General features: G+C 60.9%; 15 protein-coding genes and 1 pseudogene. 4 read left to right on the top strand and 12 right to left on the bottom strand.

Features of this window, described 5'->3' with window-relative positions:
- Nucleotides 1-182 precede the first annotated feature (182 nt).
- Nucleotides 183-671: a transcription/translation regulatory transformer protein RfaH gene (gene rfaH, locus B2J69_RS07705; RefSeq protein WP_081137977.1), complete on the top strand. Its 489-nt coding sequence runs from the start codon at nucleotides 183-185 to the stop codon at nucleotides 669-671.
- On the opposite strand, the gene tatD is transcribed toward rfaH, so the two are convergent.
- The 10 genes from tatD to udp form a co-directional block, all read right to left on the bottom strand.
- Nucleotides 668-1450, bottom strand: coding sequence for a 3'-5' ssDNA/RNA exonuclease TatD (gene tatD / locus B2J69_RS07700; protein WP_081137975.1), 783 nt, complete (start codon nucleotides 1448-1450; stop codon nucleotides 668-670). The two genes, rfaH and tatD, sit on opposite strands and share 4 nt — an antisense overlap.
- A gap of 94 nt (nucleotides 1451-1544) precedes the next feature.
- Nucleotides 1545-2303: a Sec-independent protein translocase subunit TatC gene (gene tatC / locus B2J69_RS07695; RefSeq protein ID WP_081137973.1), complete on the bottom strand. Its 759-nt coding sequence runs from the start codon at nucleotides 2301-2303 to the stop codon at nucleotides 1545-1547.
- 2 nt (nucleotides 2304-2305) lie between these two features.
- Nucleotides 2306-2848, bottom strand: a complete 543-nt coding sequence (tatB, locus tag B2J69_RS07690; protein WP_081137971.1) for a Sec-independent protein translocase protein TatB — start codon at nucleotides 2846-2848, stop codon at nucleotides 2306-2308.
- A 3-nt stretch (nucleotides 2849-2851) separates the two neighbouring features.
- Complete coding sequence (tatA, locus tag B2J69_RS07685; RefSeq protein ID WP_081137969.1) at nucleotides 2852-3109, bottom strand: Sec-independent protein translocase subunit TatA; 258 nt, start codon at nucleotides 3107-3109, stop codon at nucleotides 2852-2854.
- A gap of 112 nt (nucleotides 3110-3221) precedes the next feature.
- Nucleotides 3222-4859 carry a ubiquinone biosynthesis regulatory protein kinase UbiB gene (gene ubiB / locus B2J69_RS07680; RefSeq protein ID WP_081137968.1) on the bottom strand — a complete coding sequence of 546 codons (1638 nt, stop codon included), beginning with the start codon at nucleotides 4857-4859 and terminating at the stop codon, nucleotides 3222-3224.
- Entirely contained in the window at nucleotides 4856-5461 is a 606-nt protein-coding gene (gene ubiJ, locus B2J69_RS07675) for a ubiquinone biosynthesis protein UbiJ (protein ID WP_081138001.1), read from the bottom strand. Before ubiJ ends, ubiB begins: the two co-directional genes overlap by 4 nt.
- A 12-nt stretch (nucleotides 5462-5473) precedes the next feature.
- On the bottom strand, nucleotides 5474-6232 hold the full coding sequence (gene ubiE, locus B2J69_RS07670) for a bifunctional demethylmenaquinone methyltransferase/2-methoxy-6-polyprenyl-1,4-benzoquinol methylase UbiE (protein ID WP_081137966.1): 759 nt from the start codon (nucleotides 6230-6232) through the stop codon (nucleotides 5474-5476).
- A 75-nt stretch (nucleotides 6233-6307) separates the two neighbouring features.
- A complete protein-coding gene (gene rmuC / locus B2J69_RS07665) occupies nucleotides 6308-7807 on the bottom strand; it encodes a DNA recombination protein RmuC (protein WP_081137964.1) in 1500 nt (499 codons plus the stop codon).
- A gap of 84 nt (nucleotides 7808-7891) precedes the next feature.
- Nucleotides 7892-9160: a tetratricopeptide repeat protein gene (locus B2J69_RS07660; protein WP_081137962.1), complete on the bottom strand. Its 1269-nt coding sequence runs from the start codon at nucleotides 9158-9160 to the stop codon at nucleotides 7892-7894.
- A 53-nt stretch (nucleotides 9161-9213) separates the two neighbouring features.
- Nucleotides 9214-9969: a uridine phosphorylase gene (gene udp, locus B2J69_RS07655; RefSeq protein WP_081137960.1), complete on the bottom strand. Its 756-nt coding sequence runs from the start codon at nucleotides 9967-9969 to the stop codon at nucleotides 9214-9216.
- 302 nt (nucleotides 9970-10271) lie between these two features.
- Between udp and B2J69_RS07650 the strand changes: the two genes are divergently transcribed.
- Nucleotides 10272-11099, top strand: a complete 828-nt coding sequence (locus tag B2J69_RS07650; protein ID WP_081137959.1) for a dienelactone hydrolase family protein — start codon at nucleotides 10272-10274, stop codon at nucleotides 11097-11099.
- Nucleotides 11100-11146: 47 nt separating this feature from the next.
- On the opposite strand, the gene metE is transcribed toward B2J69_RS07650, so the two are convergent.
- Complete coding sequence (metE, locus tag B2J69_RS07645; protein ID WP_081137958.1) at nucleotides 11147-13417, bottom strand: 5-methyltetrahydropteroyltriglutamate--homocysteine S-methyltransferase; 2271 nt, start codon at nucleotides 13415-13417, stop codon at nucleotides 11147-11149.
- Between the two features lie 144 nt (nucleotides 13418-13561).
- On the opposite strand from metE, the gene metR reads away from it, so the two are divergent.
- Together metR and B2J69_RS07635 are read left to right on the top strand one after the other, a co-directional pair.
- Nucleotides 13562-14488 carry an HTH-type transcriptional regulator MetR gene (metR, locus tag B2J69_RS07640; RefSeq protein ID WP_081137957.1) on the top strand — a complete coding sequence of 309 codons (927 nt, stop codon included), beginning with the start codon at nucleotides 13562-13564 and terminating at the stop codon, nucleotides 14486-14488.
- A gap of 56 nt (nucleotides 14489-14544) precedes the next feature.
- Nucleotides 14545-15003: pseudogene (locus B2J69_RS07635) on the top strand (DUF1456 family protein); the annotation flags it as partial.
- 143 nt (nucleotides 15004-15146) lie between these two features.
- Here B2J69_RS07635 and B2J69_RS07630 read toward each other — a convergent pair.
- Nucleotides 15147-16001: a carboxylate/amino acid/amine transporter gene (locus tag B2J69_RS07630; protein WP_081137955.1), complete on the bottom strand. Its 855-nt coding sequence runs from the start codon at nucleotides 15999-16001 to the stop codon at nucleotides 15147-15149.
- Nucleotides 16002-16266: the final 265 nt, after the last annotated feature.

The raw sequence follows: 16266 nt of genomic DNA, 5'->3' as shown, positions 1-16266 counted from the left end.
GCAAACGTTATGGGCAACGAGTCTGACCCAGCGCACCGCCACTCGTCAATTCTCCTGCGCGCGCCAGGTGGTTTGCGGAAACCTCAGCCACTTTCCCCGCATCCGCATCTTTCCACGCTGCGATGCGCTATAACTCTGGCAGCAGGTTTGCTATTCTTAGCGTCCATTCAATGGGAGCATTTATGGAATCCTGGTACTTACTCTATTGCAAACGTGGACAGCTGCTGCGCGCGAAAGAGCATCTTGAGCGGCAGGAGGTGCATTGCCTCAGCCCGATGATCGCTCTGGAAAAAGTAGTGCGCGGCAAACGGACCACCGTGAGTGAGCCCCTGTTTCCTAACTACCTGTTTATCGAATTCGATCCGGAAGCGATTCACACCACCACCATCAGCAGCACGCGCGGCGTCAGCCACTTCGTGCGCTTCGGCACCCTGCCGGCGACGGTGCCTTCCGCGGTGATCGAAGCGCTGCAAACCGACGCGCCGCAAACCCTGATCGATCCGGAAACGCCGCAGGTCGGCGATGAGGTGATCATCACCGAAGGCACCTTCGAGGGGCTGCGCGCCATTTTCGCCGAGCCCGACGGCGAGACGCGCTCGATGCTGCTGCTTAACCTGCTCAACAAACAGGTGATGCGCAGCGTCGACAACAAGCAGTTCCGCAAGCTTTAGGCCAGCCGAAACAAGGCGCGCGCGTTGCGATCGACCTGCGCCGCCAGCGCATCCTGCTCCTCTCCACGCCACTTCGCCACCTGCTGCACGATGTGCGGCAAAAAACAGGGTTCGTTGCGACGCGACGTCGGCCGCGGATGCATATCGCGTGGCAGCAGATAAGGCGCGTCCGTCTCCAGCAGCAGCCGCTCTGCGGGAATCAGCGGCAGCATTTCGCGCAGCGCCATGCCGCGACGCTCATCGCATACCCAGCCGGTAATCCCCACCGACAGACCCATCGCCAGACAGGCCTCCAGCTCCTCGCGCGTGCCGGTAAAGCAGTGCACCACCGCGCCCGGCAGCTTCGGCAGCCAGGGCGCCAGCACCGCGGCGAAGCGGTCGTGCGCTTCACGGCAGTGGAGGAACACCGGCATATTCAGCTCGGCGGCCAGCGCCAGCTGCGCGTCGAAGGCGTACTCCTGCTGCTCGTGCGCGGCGAGGTTGCGGTTGAAGTCGAGCCCACATTCGCCGATCGCCACCACCTGCGGCCGCTCCGCCAGGCGGCGCAGCGTGCTGGCCGTCTCGTTCGACCATTCGCTGGCGTGATGCGGATGCACGCCCGCCGTCGACCAGCAGAAATCAGGCTGACGCTCCGCCAGCCGATGCGCCTGCTGGCTCTCCAGCGCGTTGGTCCCGGTGATTAACATGCCGGTGACGCCCGCTTCGCGCGCACGCTTTACCACCTTGTCGCGGTCGGCGGCGAACTGCGTGCTGGTCAGGTTTACACCGATATCAAACATAATTTTTCCCATCGCTTATTAAACAAAAACCGCCCAGAGGGGCGGTTCGGTAAAGGGTCTACCCGCCAGGCGCGGGAAACAGACGGATAACGCGTCAGGAGTCGGTATGCTGTTCTTCTTCCTGCGCCCGCCGTCCCTTCCCGACGTAGTAACGGGAAAAGAATACGCCGACTTCAAACAGGCAGTACATCGGAATAGCGAGCAAAGTTTGCGAGAAAACGTCTGGCGGTGTGAGCAGCATCCCAACAACGAAGGCGCCGACCAGAATATAGGGACGTTTCTTTTTCAGATCTTCCGGGGTGGTAATGCCGGTCCAGCAGATCAGTACAATCGCCACCGGCACTTCAAACGCCACGCCGAACGCCATAAACAGCGTCATCACGAAGTCGAGATAGTTGGTGATGTCGGTGGCGATGGTAACGCCCTGCGGCGCGGTTTTAGCGAAGAAGCCGAACGCCAGCGGGAAGACGATAAAATAGGCGAAGGCGACGCCAACGTAGAACAGCAGCGTGCTGGAAAAGAGCAGCGGCATCACCAGCCTGCGTTCGTGGCGGTAGAGCGCCGGGGCGACGAAGGCCCATACCTGATAGAGAATGACCGGCACCGAGAGAAAGATCGACACGATGATGGTGAGCTTAATCGGGGTGAAAAACGGCGACGCGACGTCGGTGGCGATCATGCTGGCGCCTGCCGGCATCTGGCTGATCAGCGGCGAGGCGACCAGATGATAGATGTCGTTGGCGAAGTAGATCAGCGCCATAAAAATCACGAACACCGAGATAATGCAGTACAGCAGACGCTTACGCAGCTCAATCAAGTGGCTGATAAGCGGTTGGGTATCTTCAACGGCCATGGTTATCGTTCATCACTTGCAGAAGAGGAAGTTGCCGGGCTGCGCGGCGCGGCCGGTTGAGGTTCCCCAACCGGCGCAGCGTGGTTCGCATCGATTTTAGCGCCGTTCGCGGCGTCCGCGACCGGTTCAGGCGCCTGTGCGGGCGCGCTGGCCTGAGCGTGCGCCGTTGCGGGCGTCACAGACTCGGCCGGGCGCTGCTGCGGCGCGTGGATGGTGTTGGCTTCATCCTCGGCTTTCTCAATGTCGATGCTCTGCTGAACCGAGCGCTTCATGGAGTCGGCGGTTTTACGCAGCTCCTCCATCGACTCTTTCAGCTCCGGCGACATGGTGCCGCGACTCGCCTCTTCCACTTTTTTCAGGCTGTCCTGCAGCTCCTGCAGCTTCAGCTCCTGCGCCAGCTCGTGCTGCACGTTGGCAGCCAGCGAGCGCATTGCCCGGATCCAGCCCACTACGGTTTTTACCGCAACCGGTAATCGTTGCGGGCCGAGAACAATCAACCCGATGACGAACACCAATACCAGTTCACTAAAACCAATGTCGAACACGGTTTACACCTGCTTGTCGTTTTTGGATTCTTCTTTGTTAGCTGAAGTCTGTTGTTTTTCCGCCAGGGTTTTGGCGCTGAAATCAGCGTCCTGATGCGAATCAGGCTCATGCTTCTTCTCTTCGTCATCGTTCATGGCTTTTTTGAAGCCTTTGATGGAAGAGCCGATGTCGGAACCCAGATTTTTTAACTTATTGGTGCCAAACAGAAGAACAACGATGACGGCAATAATTAATAATTGCCAGATACTGATACCGCCCATGAGATAGTGCCTCTGATGTTGCGAGAGATTGAGAAGAGTAACGTCAGCCAAAAGCCCTGATGGCGCCGGGCTTAAGGCTGCGACATTACCGCGATTCAGGCGTGGCTGACAATTAGTTTGTCTTACGCCAGCCGATTAGCCAGGTGACGAAGCCCGCCGCCATTAACAGAGCCGGGAAGAAATCCCACTCCGGCCGGCTCAGCAGCACCGCCGTGCCGCTCAACAGCAGGGTGGCGCCAACGCCGAACAGATAGCGCGCCTTATGATGGCGCGTGCGCTGGGCGTGCATATCGTTGGTCAGCTTATCGACGCTGTGCTGCAAAAGTTTATGGTGCCGCATGCTTTCGTAGAACAGCTCCGGCAGCTCCGGCAGCTTCTCCGCCCAGAACGGCGCCTTATCTTTGACGGCGCGCAGCAGCGCCGGCAGGCCGATCTGATCTTTAATCCACTCTTCCAGGAACGGCTTGGCGGTTTTCCACAGGTCGAGCTGCGGATAGAGCTGACGGCCAATGCCTTCGATATAGAGCAGCGTTTTCTGCAGCAGCACCAGCTGCGGCTGCACTTCCATATTGAAGCGGCGCGCGGTGCTGAACAGGTTCAGCAGCACATGGCCGAACGAGATCTCCGCCAGCGGCTTCTCAAAGATCGGTTCGCAGACGGTGCGGATGGCGAACTCGAAATCTTCCACGTTGGTATCGGGCGGCACCCAGCCGGAGTCGACGTGCAGCTCCGCCACTTTGCGGTAGTCGCGATTAAAGAAGGCGATAAAGTTTTCCGCCAGGTAGCGCTTGTCCTCTTTATTCAGCGAGCCGACGATGCCGCAGTCGATGCCGATATATTGCGGATCTTCCGGGTGGTCATAGCTGACGAAGATATTGCCTGGATGCATATCGGCGTGGAAGAAGCTGTCGCGGAAAACCTGGGTGAAGAAGACCTGCACGCCGCGCTCGGCCAGCAGCTTCATATTGACGCCGTGCTGCTCCAGCGTCGCCACGTCAGAGATAGGAATGCCGTAGATGCGCTCCATCACCAGCATGCTTTCGCTGCAGTAGTCTGAATAGACTTCCGGCACGTAGAGCATAGGGCTCTCGTCGAAATTACGGCGCAGCTGAATGGCGTTGGCCGCTTCGCGCAGCAGGTTCAGCTCGTCGATCAGCGTCTTTTCATAGTCGCGCACCACTTCCATCGGACGCAGGCGACGGCCGTCCGGCAGCAGGCGCGGCACCCAGCGCGCCAGGCGGTAGATCAGCTTCATATCCGCTTTGATTACCGGCAGGATGTCCGGGCGGATCACCTTGATCACCACTTTTTTGCCGGTGGCTTTCAGGGTCGCGGTGTGCACCTGCGCAATCGACGCCGAGGCGAGCGGTTTGATATCGAAATCGTCGAACCAGGTTTCAACCGGCCCACCGATCGATTTTTCGATCACCTCTTTGGCTTTTACGCCGTCAAAGGGCGCGACGCGATCCTGCAGGATCGCCAGCTCGTCGGCGATCACCGGCGGAAAAAGGTCGCGACGGGTTGAGAGCATCTGACCGAACTTGATCCAGACCGGCCCCAGCTGCTCCATCGCCAGGCGCATACGCACGCCAAGCTCGACATCTTTGTGGCGGTTCGGGATCCAGAAAATACCGCGACGCCAGAGGCGCAGCGGAAGGGTAAGGCGCATGCGGGGGATCAGCTCATCAAGACCGTAGGTTAAAAAGATCCTGACGATGAAATACAAACGGCGAATTTCTCCAGGTGTCATCTCGCCTCCAGCTGCGCTAAACGCGCAGTGAGCGCATCAAGCGAACGTTCCATCGCGTCTACCTCCTCAGAAAACCACGCCAGTTCCAGCGCGCCTGGCGCGACGCGCCACTCTTCGGTTAATGCCTGCCCAAGATAGTCCTGACGACGTGCTACTTCCCCGCGCAGCAGCCGCAGCGCGCGCTGCGCGCCCTGGCTGACGCTCTGCGCGGCGATGTCGCCGATCCAGGGCGCCAGATACTCGGCCGGGTCCAGCTCCGCCAGGTCGATCAGCGCGGAAAAGCGCTGCACCACCTGCAAATCGCCCTCGACCTGCAGCTCGCCGCTGCGGATCAGGCTGGTCAGCTGCTGGCGGTCGCGCAGCTTCGGCAGGGTTTTCAGCTGCGTAATCACGGTGCAGTCGCTGCTGTCCTGCCAGTCGCTCAGCACGTCCAGCTGCTGTTCGCTGAACACCAGCACCAGCGGATGGGAAAGCTCGTCGAGACGCAGCGTCAGCACCTGGCCTGCCAGACGCTGGCGCGCGGCCTTCAGGCTGCGATCGCGATAGAGCACGCGGTTCAGCGCGGTCTCAAGACCGGCGGTAATCAAGGGCGTTAAGCGCATCACCATATCCGGTTAAAACTTAAATCCACGATGCAGCGCGACGATGCCGCCGGTCATGTTGTGGTAGGTGGTGTTCTCAAAGCCGGCGTCGTTCATCATCGCCTTCAGGGTCTCCTGATCGGGATGCATGCGGATCGACTCCGCCAGATAGCGATAGCTCTCGGCGTCCTGCGCCACCAGCTGGCCAACGCGCGGCAGGATATGGAACGAGTAGGCGTCATACGCCTTGCTGAGCGGATCGAACACCGGTTTCGAGAACTCCAGCACCAGCAGACGTCCGCCCGGCTTAAGCACGCGGAACATCGACGCCAGCGCCTTCTCTTTCTCGGTCACGTTACGCAGGCCGAAAGAGATGGTAATGCAGTCGAAATAGTTATCCGGGAAGGGCAGCGCTTCGGCGTTGGCCTGCACATAGCTGACGTTGCCGACCACGCCGAGGTTGCGCAGCTTGTCGCGGCCCATTTTCAGCATCGAGCTGTTGATGTCCGCCAGCACTACCTGGCCGGTGTCGCCTACCAGACGGGAAAACTTCGCCGTCAGATCGCCGGTGCCGCCCGCCAGATCCAGCACGCGCTGTCCACGGCGCACGCCGCTGCTGTCGATGGTAAAACGCTTCCAGATGCGATGGATGCCAAACGACATCAGATCGTTCATCACGTCATATTTCGCCGCTACGGAGTGAAACACGTCCGCGACTTTGTCAGCTTTTTCGCTTTTGGCGACGGTCTGAAAGCCAAAATGGGTAGTTTCCTGCTGTGATTCATCTGCCATCGGTTTTACCTGTTCCACAAACAATACTTCCCGAAGTGTATCAGAGTCAGGGTAGTCAGGCACGCGACGACCCGCTTATTCGTGGAGCCGCCTCACACGCGCGTCCGCGGTCTCAGAGAGATCGTCCAGCCCTTCCTCGTCGTCCCATGCCTTTTCCGGCATCGCCTGCTCCACTAACTGCGGATTAATTGAGCGTTTTACTTCAACGCCGAGGGATTTAAACGCCTCGCTCTGCGCGATCAGGTTGCCGCGCCCTTCCGCCAGCTTTTTCATCGCCTCGCGGTAGCTGTTGTGCGCCTTATCCAGACTATGGCCGATGCCGCTCATATCATCGACAAACAGCCGCATCTTGTCGTACAGGCGCGCCGCGCGCTCGGCGATACGCTGGGCGTTGCGGCTCTGATGCTCGTAGCGCCAGAGGTTGTTGATGGTGCGCAGCGCCACCAGCAGCGTGGTGGGGCTGACCAGCATGATGTTCTGCTGCAGCGCCTCGCTGATCAGCTCCGGCTGGCGATCGATCGCCAGCAGAAACGCCGGCTCCACCGGGATAAACATCAACACATAATCGAGGGAGCGTAAACCGGCCAGTTGTTGATAATCTTTTCGGCTCAGCAGACGAATATGGCTGCGCACCGCGGCGACGTGCTCCTGCAGCGCCTGCTCGCGTGTCACCTCATCCTCCGCGTTGAAGTAGCGCTCGTAGGCCACCAGCGTCATCTTGGCGTCGACCACCACATCTTTGCCCTGCGGCAGACGCACGATCACATCCGGTTGCATTCTGCCCTGCTGCTCCGACTGCAAACTCACCTGCGTCTGATACTCATGGCCTTCGCGCAGGCCCGACGCCTCCAGCACGCGGCTCAGCACCACCTCGCCCCAGTTGCCCTGAATCTTATTGTCGCCCTTCAGCGCTTTGGTCAGGTTGATCGCCTCCTGCGCCATCTGCGCGTTCAGCTGCTGCAGCTGGCGGATCTCATGCGCCAGCGTGTGGCGCTCGCGCGCCTCCTGGCCGAAGCTGTCGTGCACCTGGCGGCGAAAGCCGTCCAGCTGTTCGCGCAGCGGCGCGATGAGGCCGTTCAGGCTCTGGCGATTCTGCTCGTCGACGCGGCGGCCGCTGTTTTCGAAGATGCGGTTGGCGAGATTTTCAAACTGCGCGCTGAGGCGCTGTTCGCTGCTGGTGAGCAGACGCTGCTTCTCCTCGGCGGCGAAGCGCGTCTCTTCAAGACGGATGGTGACCTCGCGCAGCTCGGCTTCCTGCGCGCTGTTAACCTCAAGCTGGTTGCGCAGCTCGCGGTTGAGCTGTTCGCATTCGCCGCGCCAGTAGTTAAGCTGCTGCAGCCGCTCCTGCGCGCCGCTTAGCGAGCCATGCAGCTGGCGCAGCTCCTGTTCGCGCTGCTGCAGCTGCTGCTGAAGCTGTGCAAGCTGCTGCTGCTGACGCTGCTGCGCCTCCTGCTGCAAACGCCGCTCGGTGGCGAAGCTGGCGCTCTGATGGCTGGCGCGCAGCTGCGCCAGCATCCAGCCGATACCCAGTCCGGCAAGCGCCAGACAGGCGCTAATAATAATCTGCTGATCCATAATTCCCTCGCGACGCGCGTTGCTGGGAAGAAAGTAGAGTTGCCCTGTATCAATGTCCAGACTATTTTCAGCCCGGACGGGGTTTTACCGCGCGTTGACCTGCAGCTCGCCCGCTTTCCAGGCGTCGGTTAAAAAGAACGGCATCGACATGCGCCATTCACCGCCTTTTACCTGCGCCAGATAGACAACGGTGTGGCCGCCCCAGCTCAGCTCTACCGGCTGCGTCTCGCCGTCGTCGACCGTCGCCTTGCCCGCCATGCTGGCGAACCCGGCGTTGCTGCCGACGTGAAAGTTCGTCATGTTCCAGCGCACCGGCGCGTGCGGCGGCCAGGGCTGCGCCTGATGAAAATGGAAAATCGCGTCGTGGCTGAGCAGGCTCTCGCGCACCGTCGGCCAGAGCGCGACCTTAAGGAAATACTGGTCGGTAAAGCGCGCGCTGCCACTGTAGCGGGCGATAAAGTCGCGCATCGACTGCGCCAGCTGGCTGAAGATGCCGTTACAGCCACCCCACATGCCCGCCAGCAGCAGCTCGGTATGGGTAAAGTAGTCGCGCATATGGTGGAACCAGTATGGCGAGGCGAGCCAGGCGTCGACCGCCGCCGCTTCACGCTCCGACAGCAGCGAATCGGCGTCGCGGATAAGAAAGCGTTTAACGCCAGGGTCGTCCATCACCAGAAAGCGCCACAGCGTCGGGTAGATCCCCTGCTCCTGCGACATGTCGATCAGCTCGACGTGCGGCTGATTAAGGCGTTGCCACACATGCTGCGGCACGCTCTGGTCAAGATAGATGCGGCAGCGCCAGCCGGGATAGAGCGCCGGCGCCACCTCAACGTTTTTAATCAGGGTTTCGCAGTAGCGCGGCTGGCCGCCATAGAGGCTAAAGGCAATCACGTTCTGTTCGGGCTTGCCGAGATCGATGGGCTCCGGCTGCGTCGACGGAAAGGCGTAGCGCTGGCCCTGGCGGAAACGCGCGTCCGCGCCGGTAAGCGATTCCAGGCCATACTGCGCCAGCTCGTCGGTTTTGCCCATCCAGCCACACAGCTCCGCCAGCCCGTCCAGCCAGGTTTCCGAGGCGGTGGCGCGCACCGCCGGCGGCGCCTGATAGATTTTCTGATAAACCCGGTAAGACTGGCTGTAGTGGCCCAGCCGCAGCAGACAGAGCGCATAGTCGCTCAGCACCTGCATCTGATTTGGCACGATGCGCAGCACCTCTTCGCAGCAGCGGGCGGCGGCGGCGTAATCCTGCTGCGCCATATGCTGGCGAAAGCGCGCGGCGGCATTTTCGAGACGCGCCTGCATCACGGCGGGCGCGGCGGTAACGGCGGGTTTCTGTCGGGGCGGAGTCTGACGCATCGGGCGATCCTCGCTTTTGCTGCAGCGCGCGCAGGCGCGCTGCCTGAAAAGCGTTATAACAAACGGCGCGCCGCTTCGACCACAATTTTTACCGCGTCGCTTTCGGTCTGCTTCATGGTGGCCGCATCCGGGATCTCTTTCTGCGTGCGGTTGACGATCACGCCCGCGACCATACCCGCGCGCAGCCCCTGGCTGGCGCACATCGTCAGCAGCGTGGCGGACTCCATTTCATAGTTGAGCACGCCCATCTGCTGCCACTCTTTCATCGAGCCCTGGAAGCGGCTGACCACGCGGCCGGAGAAGGTGTCGTAGCGCTCCTGACCCGGATAGAAGGTGTCCGACGAGGCGGTGACGCCGATATGGGTGGTGGCGCCGCTCGCCTCTGCCGCCGCGACCAGCGCGGTGGTGCAGGCGAAGTCCGCTACGGCCGGGAACTCCAGCGGCGCGAAGTGCTGGCTGGCGCCGTCGAGTCGCACCGCGCCGGTGGTGACCAGCACGTCACCGACGTTAATGTGTGGCTGGATGGCGCCGGTGGTGCCAACGCGCAGGAAGGTGCGCACGCCAAGCTGCGCCAGCTCCTCCACGGCGATAGAGGTAGAGGGACCGCCGATGCCGGTGGAGCAGACCACCACCGGTTTGCCGTCCAGCTTCGCCAGCCAGGAGGTGAATTCACGGTGCGAAGCCAGCGGCTGGGCGTCCGCCATCAGCCCGGCAATTTTCTTTACGCGCTCCGGGTCGCCGGGAACGATAGCCAGGGTCGCGCCCTGCAGATCGGCTTTGGTCAGGCCAAGGTGAAAAACGTCAGACATAGCAAACTCCTGAACAGGGAAGTGAAGCGCGCCACTCTACTGGAGCGCAGCGCATAATTGTGTGATATCAGTCACCATCAAAAATGAATGTTACATTTTTACCGAACAATAATGAGATATGTGTCGCATATTTCATCCATTCAGAATGCCATTGCTACAAGCTGCGCGCGCAAGGCTTTGCAGCAATGTTAAAGAGAAGAGTCTTTTTGCTCGCTCCCTACTCTGTTCCCGGTCTCTGGTCCAGACGCGATCTGGCCAGGCTATAGTTACGTGATTGCGCTACTGCCAGCACGGAGAGAAAAATGAAAACCGAAGAGAATATGGCACAAAAATCCGCGACGGGCGGCTTCGCGCCGGCCGTTCAGCCGACCGCCTCCACCACCATCCACACCGACAGCCCCGATATTCAGGCAGGCGAAACGTCCGTGCCGAGCCAGGGCGAGAATATGCCTGCTTACTACGCCAGACCGAAAGAGGCGAACGGCCCGCTGCCGGTGGTGCTGGTGGTGCAGGAGATCTTTGGCGTGCACGAGCACATCCGCGATATCTGCCGTCGGCTGGCGCTGGAGGGCTACCTGGCCGTGGCGCCGGAGCTTTACTTCCGCGAAGGCGATCCCAATGAGTATCACGATATCCCGACGCTGTTCAGCGAGCTGGTCAGCAAAGTGCCGGATAGCCAGGTGCTCTCCGACCTCGACCACGCCGCCAACTGGGCCGCGCGCAACGGCGGCGACATTCGCCGCATGGGCATTACCGGCTTCTGCTGGGGCGGCCGCATCAGCTGGCTGTACGCCGCGCACAACCCGCAGCTGCGCGCCGCGGTGGCCTGGTATGGCCGCCTGATCGGCGAAAAAACCATGAAGCAGCAGAAGCATCCGATTGATATCGCGGTGGATTTAGGCGCGCCGGTGCTGGGCCTGTACGGCGGCCAGGATGAGGGCATTCCGCTGGAGAGCGTGGAGCAGATGCGCCAGGCGCTGCACGCCGCCAACGCCAAGGCGGAGATCGTGGTCTATCCCGACGCCGGTCACGCCTTCAACGCCGACTATCGCCCGAGCTACCACGCCGAGTCGGCGCAGGATGGCTGGGCGCGCATGCTGACGTGGTTTAAGCAGTTCGGCGTCGTCTGATCGGCCATTAAAAAGGGGCGCCGTGGCGCCCCCGTTTTACCGCCTGTTCAGGCGATCTCGCCGCGCAGCCGCCTCGCCGCTTCCACCATGTTCGCCAGCGCCTGTCGGGTTTCCGGCCAGCCGCGCGTTTTAAGGCCGCAGTCCGGGTTCACCCACAGCCGCGCTGCCGGGATGCTTTGCGCCGCCTTCCGCAGCAGATTTTCCATCCACTCCACGCTCGGCACGTTAGGCGAGTGAATATCGTAGACGCCTGGACCGATTTCATTGGGGTAGTCAAACACCTTGAAGGATTCCAGCAGCTCCATGTCGGAGCGTGAGGTTTCAATGGTGATCACGTCCGCATCCAGCGCCGCGATAGCGTCCATGATGTCGTTGAACTCGCAGTAGCACATATGGGTGTGGATCTGCGTCTCCTCTTTCGCCACGGCGGCATTCAGACGGAAGGCGTCCACCGCCCACTTCAGATAGTCCGCCCATTCGGACTGGTGCAGCGGCAGCCCTTCGCGCAGCGCCGGTTCGTCAATCTGGATAATGCCGATGCCGGCCGCTTCCAGATCCGCGACCTCGTCGCGCAGCGCCAGCGCGATCTGCTTCGCGATGGTTTCGCGCGACACGTCTTCGCGCGGGAATGACCAGCAGAGAATGGTCACCGGACCGGTCAGCATTCCTTTCACCGGCTTGTCGGTGAGCGACTGCGCATAGGTCGCCCACTCCACGGTAATCGGCTGCGGACGGCTGACGTCGCCGACGATCACCGGCGGCTTGACGCAGCGCGAACCGTAGCTCTGCACCCAGCCGTTCTGGGTGAAAACGAAGCCGTCGAGGTTCTCGCCGAAATACTCCACCATATCGTTGCGCTCCGCTTCGCCGTGCACCAGCACGTCAAGACCGAGGCGCTCCTGCTCGACGATCGCCTGTTTAATATGCTGCGCAATGCCGGTGCGGTAGCTGCCGCCGTCGATATGGCCTTTTTTGAAGTCGAGACGCAGAGCGCGGATCTCGGTGGTCTGCGGGAAAGATCCGATGGTGGTGGTCGGCCAGGCGGGCAGGTTAAAGCGTTTGCGCTGCGCGCGGGCGCGTTCGGCATAGCCGCTCGCCCGCTCGGTATCCTGCGCGGAGATCGCCGCCAGACGCCTGGCGACCGCGGCGTTATGCACGCGGCTGGAGTGCGCGCGCTGGCGGATCGGCGCGCTCCAGGCCTCCAGCGAAGCCGCGTCGTTATGGTTAAGCGCAGCGCTCAGCAGCTTCAGCTCGCCGCATTTTTGCAGCGCGAAGGCGAACCAGCTTTTCACTTCGTTATCGAGCCGGGTTTCGCTCTCCAGATCGATTGGGCTGTGCAGCAGCGAACAGGAGGTGCCGATCCACAGCTGGTCGCGCGTGCCCACCAGCGGCTGCAGACGTGTGAACCAGCGGCTCAGGTCGGCGCGCCAGACGTTGCGGCCGTTGATCACGCCGAGCGACAGCAGCCACGCCGCGGGCAGTTGTCCGTTCAGCCAGGCGAGGTCGTCATCGCCGTGCACCAGATCGACATGCAGCCCCTGCACCGGCAGGTCGCGGATAACGTCGAGATTGTGGCCGATGCTGTCAAAATAGGTGGTCAGCAGCAGCTTCACGCTGCCCTGCAGCGCCTGGTAAGCGGGCCTGAACGCCTCGCGCCACGCCTGTGGCAGCTCCAGCGCCAGCGCCGGCTCGTCAATCTGCACCCATTCGATATCGCGCTTCTTCAGCTCGGCCAGCACCTGCTGATAGATCGGCAGGATCTCCGACAGCAGCGACAGGCGGTCGAACGGCTCGCCTTTCACTTTGCCCAGCCAGATATAGGTCACCGGGCCGAGCAGCACCGGCTTCACCTTGTGGCCCAGCGCCAGCGCCTCGTCGACTTCGTCCAGCAGCTGCGTCCAGGCGAGTTTGAACAGCTGGCCCTTCGTGAACTCCGGCACGATGTAGTGATAGTTGGTGTTAAACCATTTGGTCATCTCGGCGGCGGCGGCCGGTTCGCCGCTCGGCGCGCGACCGCGTCCGATGCGGAACAGCGTGTCGAGATCGACAGAGCCGTCGCTGTTCTGATGGCGTGCCGGGACGTTGCCCAGCATCAGGCTGGTGGTCAGCACATGATCATACCAGGCGAAGTCGCCAACCGGCAGCAGATCTACGCCCGCCGCTTTCTGCTGCTGCCAGTGACGGGCGCGCAGTTCGCGGCCCACGGCCAGCAGCGCCTGCTGAGTCGTCTTGCCCGCCCAGTAGCTCTCCTGCGCTTTTTTCAGTTCACGATGCAGGCCGACGCGCGGAAAGCCAAGGGTGTGGTTCAGAATGGTCATATGCTGTTCTCCAGATAATCTCTCTCTTGGGCTTCGCCTGGAAGCCAAAGATGTTTAGCCGTCCAGATGTTTACACCGCTATATTCTGCGGGTAGTGTATGTTCCTCAAGCGCAAATTGTTCAATCTCGATGTGAAGGACTCTCATGATCGAACTCAAGCACCTGCGGACGCTTCAGGCTCTGCGTAATACCGGCTCGCTGGCCGCCGCCGCCGCGCAGCTTCATCAGACGCAATCCGCGTTGTCGCATCAGTTCAGCGATCTCGAACAGCGGCTGGGATTCCGCCTGTTCGTGCGTAAAAGCCAGCCGCTGCGCTTCACCCCGCAGGGCGAGATCCTGCTGCAGCTGGCGGAGCAGGTGCTGCCGCAAATCCAGCAGGCGCTGCAGGCGTGCCACGAGCCGCATCAGGCAACGCTGCGCGTCGCTATTGAGTGCCACAGCTGCATTCAGTGGCTGACGCCGGCGCTGGATAAATTTCGTCAGAGCTGGCCGCAGGTGGTGATGGATTTCAAATCGGGCGTGACATTCGATCCGCAGCCCGCGCTGCAGCAGGGCGAACTGGACGTGGTGCTGACCTCGGATATCCTGCCGCGCAGCGGCCTGCACTACACGCCGATGTTCGACTTCGAGGTGCGGCTGGTGATGGCGCCGGATCATCCGCTGGCGCAGCGGACGCAGATCGCGCCGGAGGATCTGGCGCAAGAGGTGCTGATGATCTATCCGGTGCAGCGCCAGCGTCTCGATATCTGGCGTCATTTTCTGCAGCCGGCGGGCGTCAGTCCGGCGCTAAAAAGCGTCGACAACACGCTGCTGCTGATCCAGATGGTGTCGGCGCGCATGGGCATCGCCGCCCTGCCGCACTGGGTGGTGGAGAGTTTTGAAAAGCAGGGGCTTATCGTCACCAAAACCCTGGGCGAAGGATTATGGAGCCGCCTCTACGCCGCGGTGCGCGACGGCGAACAGCGTCAGCCGGTGCTGGAGGCCTTCACCCGCTTCGCACGTCAGCACGCCTGCGAGCATCTGCCGTTTGTGCGCGACGCAGCGCAGCCGGGCGCGATTTTGCAACGCTGAGCCGCAATTTCCCCTATAATGCGCAGCCTGTTAAACGACCATGAGAAAATCTCACCATGACCAATAACGATATTCTGCGCAGCGTGCGCTTTATGCTGAATTTAAGCGATGCCAAAGTGGTGGAGATTTTCGCGTTGACCAACTGTGAAGTGGTGCTGGAAGACGTGCAGGCGTGGTTAAAAAAAGAGGATGACGCGGCATTTAAGCCGCTGCCGGACGTGCTGATGGGCTATTTCCTTAACGGCCTGATCTTCTTCCGCCGCGGCAAGAGCGAAGAGATGCCTGCGCCCTCGATCGAGCGCCGTATGAACAACAATATTTTTATGAAAAAACTGCGCATCGCTTTCGATCTGAAAACCACCGATATTCCGGCGGTGCTGGCTAAGGCCAACTTTACCGTTTCTCAGGCGGAAATCGGCGCGATCTTCCGCAAGCCGGATCATAAAAACTATCGCGAATGCGGCGATCAGATTATGCGTAACTTTTTAAAGGGCCTGACGATGACGCTGCGCCCGACGCAGCCGGCGAAAACCAGCCCAACGCAGGCAGCGAAATCCGCGCCGTCGCAGACGGCGAAACCCCGCCCGGCCCAGCCGCCGAAAGCCAGAAAATAGTCCCACCGCAGGGCGACCATTGCCGCCCTGACCGATGACGCGCCTCAGCGACTGCGCAGCACCCAGCGTTTGTGCACGTAGAGCGAGGCGAAAATCACCAGCGCGCCGGCGATAAAGCTGGGCCAGTGCGGCTTCTGCTGCCAGATCGCCAGATTGACCAGCAGGCCGGCCGGCACGTGCATATTGTTCATAATGCCCAGCGTGCCCGCGTCGACCTGCGTCGCGCCGTAGTTCCACATAAAGTAGCCCAGCCCCGACGCCGCCACGCCCAGCCAGACCAGAATGCCCCACTGCAGCGAGGTGGTCGGCAGCTTCGCCGGATTGCCCCAGAGAAACCAGGCGACAATCGCAATCAGCACCGCGCCGAGATAAAACCAGGAAAAGGCGGTGTGCTGCGGCATCGGCCGGGTCTCCTGCAGACGCTTGTAGCCCACCATCCCCACGGCAAAGCAGAGGTTGGCCAGCTGCACCAGCAGCAGCCCGAACCAGAAATGGTCGCTGACTTTGTCATAGCGAATAATCGCCGCGCCCGCCACCGCCAGTAGCGCGCTGAAGGCGTAGCCGATGCGCAGCGGCCGTTTGCTGATCAGGTCATAGATCAGGGTAACGTAGAGCGGCGTCATCACGGTAAACAGCAAAAACTCCGACACGCTGAGGTAGAGATAGGCCTCAAAGCTGATCAGGTACATGATGCCGAGCTGCAGCATCCCCACCAGCATATAGAGCAGCAGCGTCGAGGGACGATAGCCGCGCCAGCGCAAAAAAGGTAAGAACACCAGCGCCGCCAGCGCCAGACGCATCAATACCGAGAACCAGGTGTCCACCTGCCCCGCCAGATATTCTCCAATCAGGCTAAAGGAGAACGCCCAAAGAATAGTGGTAACGATCAGTAACAGCACAGCGTCGATCCTGCATAAAAAAGGAGGCCGCTAGTGTAATCAATGTACTGCGGCGACGCGGCGCTTTCTGGTTGACAATTGATCATAAAAGCAACGCTCAGCGCAGGCATAAGTGAAGGTTTTATAAGCGATGCGCGATTAACACCATTTTGTGAAATTAACCTGCCGTTATTGTCATAAAAGTGTAACAAATGTGTCAACTATCACAGCTCCCATGCGCGAAAAACGCCAGAATAGACGCGAAAAGGAACATCGCGGCGACCTC

This window comes from Pantoea latae (assembly GCF_002077695.1).
Classification (GTDB): domain Bacteria; phylum Pseudomonadota; class Gammaproteobacteria; order Enterobacterales; family Enterobacteriaceae; genus Pantoea; species Pantoea latae.
Note: the sequence above shows the minus strand (reverse complement) of the source record. Positions and strands in the feature narration are given on the sequence as shown.

Bases quoted from the DNA above. Each gene is read 5' to 3' on its own strand.
- tatC (WP_081137973.1), bottom strand. From the start codon at position 2,303: ATGGCCGTTGAAGATACCCAACCGCTTATCAGCCACTTGATTGAGCTG.
- B2J69_RS07650 (WP_081137959.1), top strand. From the start codon at position 10,272: ATGAAAACCGAAGAGAATATGGCACAAAAATCCGCGACGGGCGGCTTC.
- rmuC (WP_081137964.1), bottom strand. From the start codon at position 7,807: ATGGATCAGCAGATTATTATTAGCGCCTGTCTGGCGCTTGCCGGACTG.
- tatD (WP_081137975.1), bottom strand. From the start codon at position 1,450: ATGTTTGATATCGGTGTAAACCTGACCAGCACGCAGTTCGCCGCCGAC.
- B2J69_RS07660 (WP_081137962.1), bottom strand. From the start codon at position 9,160: ATGCGTCAGACTCCGCCCCGACAGAAACCCGCCGTTACCGCCGCGCCC.
- ubiJ (WP_081138001.1), bottom strand. From the start codon at position 5,461: ATGCGCTTAACGCCCTTGATTACCGCCGGTCTTGAGACCGCGCTGAAC.
- metE (WP_081137958.1), bottom strand. From the start codon at position 13,417: ATGACCATTCTGAACCACACCCTTGGCTTTCCGCGCGTCGGCCTGCAT.
- tatA (WP_081137969.1), bottom strand. From the start codon at position 3,109: ATGGGCGGTATCAGTATCTGGCAATTATTAATTATTGCCGTCATCGTT.
- rfaH (WP_081137977.1), top strand. From the start codon at position 183: ATGGAATCCTGGTACTTACTCTATTGCAAACGTGGACAGCTGCTGCGC.
- udp (WP_081137960.1), bottom strand. From the start codon at position 9,969: ATGTCTGACGTTTTTCACCTTGGCCTGACCAAAGCCGATCTGCAGGGC.
- metR (WP_081137957.1), top strand. From the start codon at position 13,562: ATGATCGAACTCAAGCACCTGCGGACGCTTCAGGCTCTGCGTAATACC.
- ubiB (WP_081137968.1), bottom strand. From the start codon at position 4,859: ATGACACCTGGAGAAATTCGCCGTTTGTATTTCATCGTCAGGATCTTT.
- ubiE (WP_081137966.1), bottom strand. From the start codon at position 6,232: ATGGCAGATGAATCACAGCAGGAAACTACCCATTTTGGCTTTCAGACC.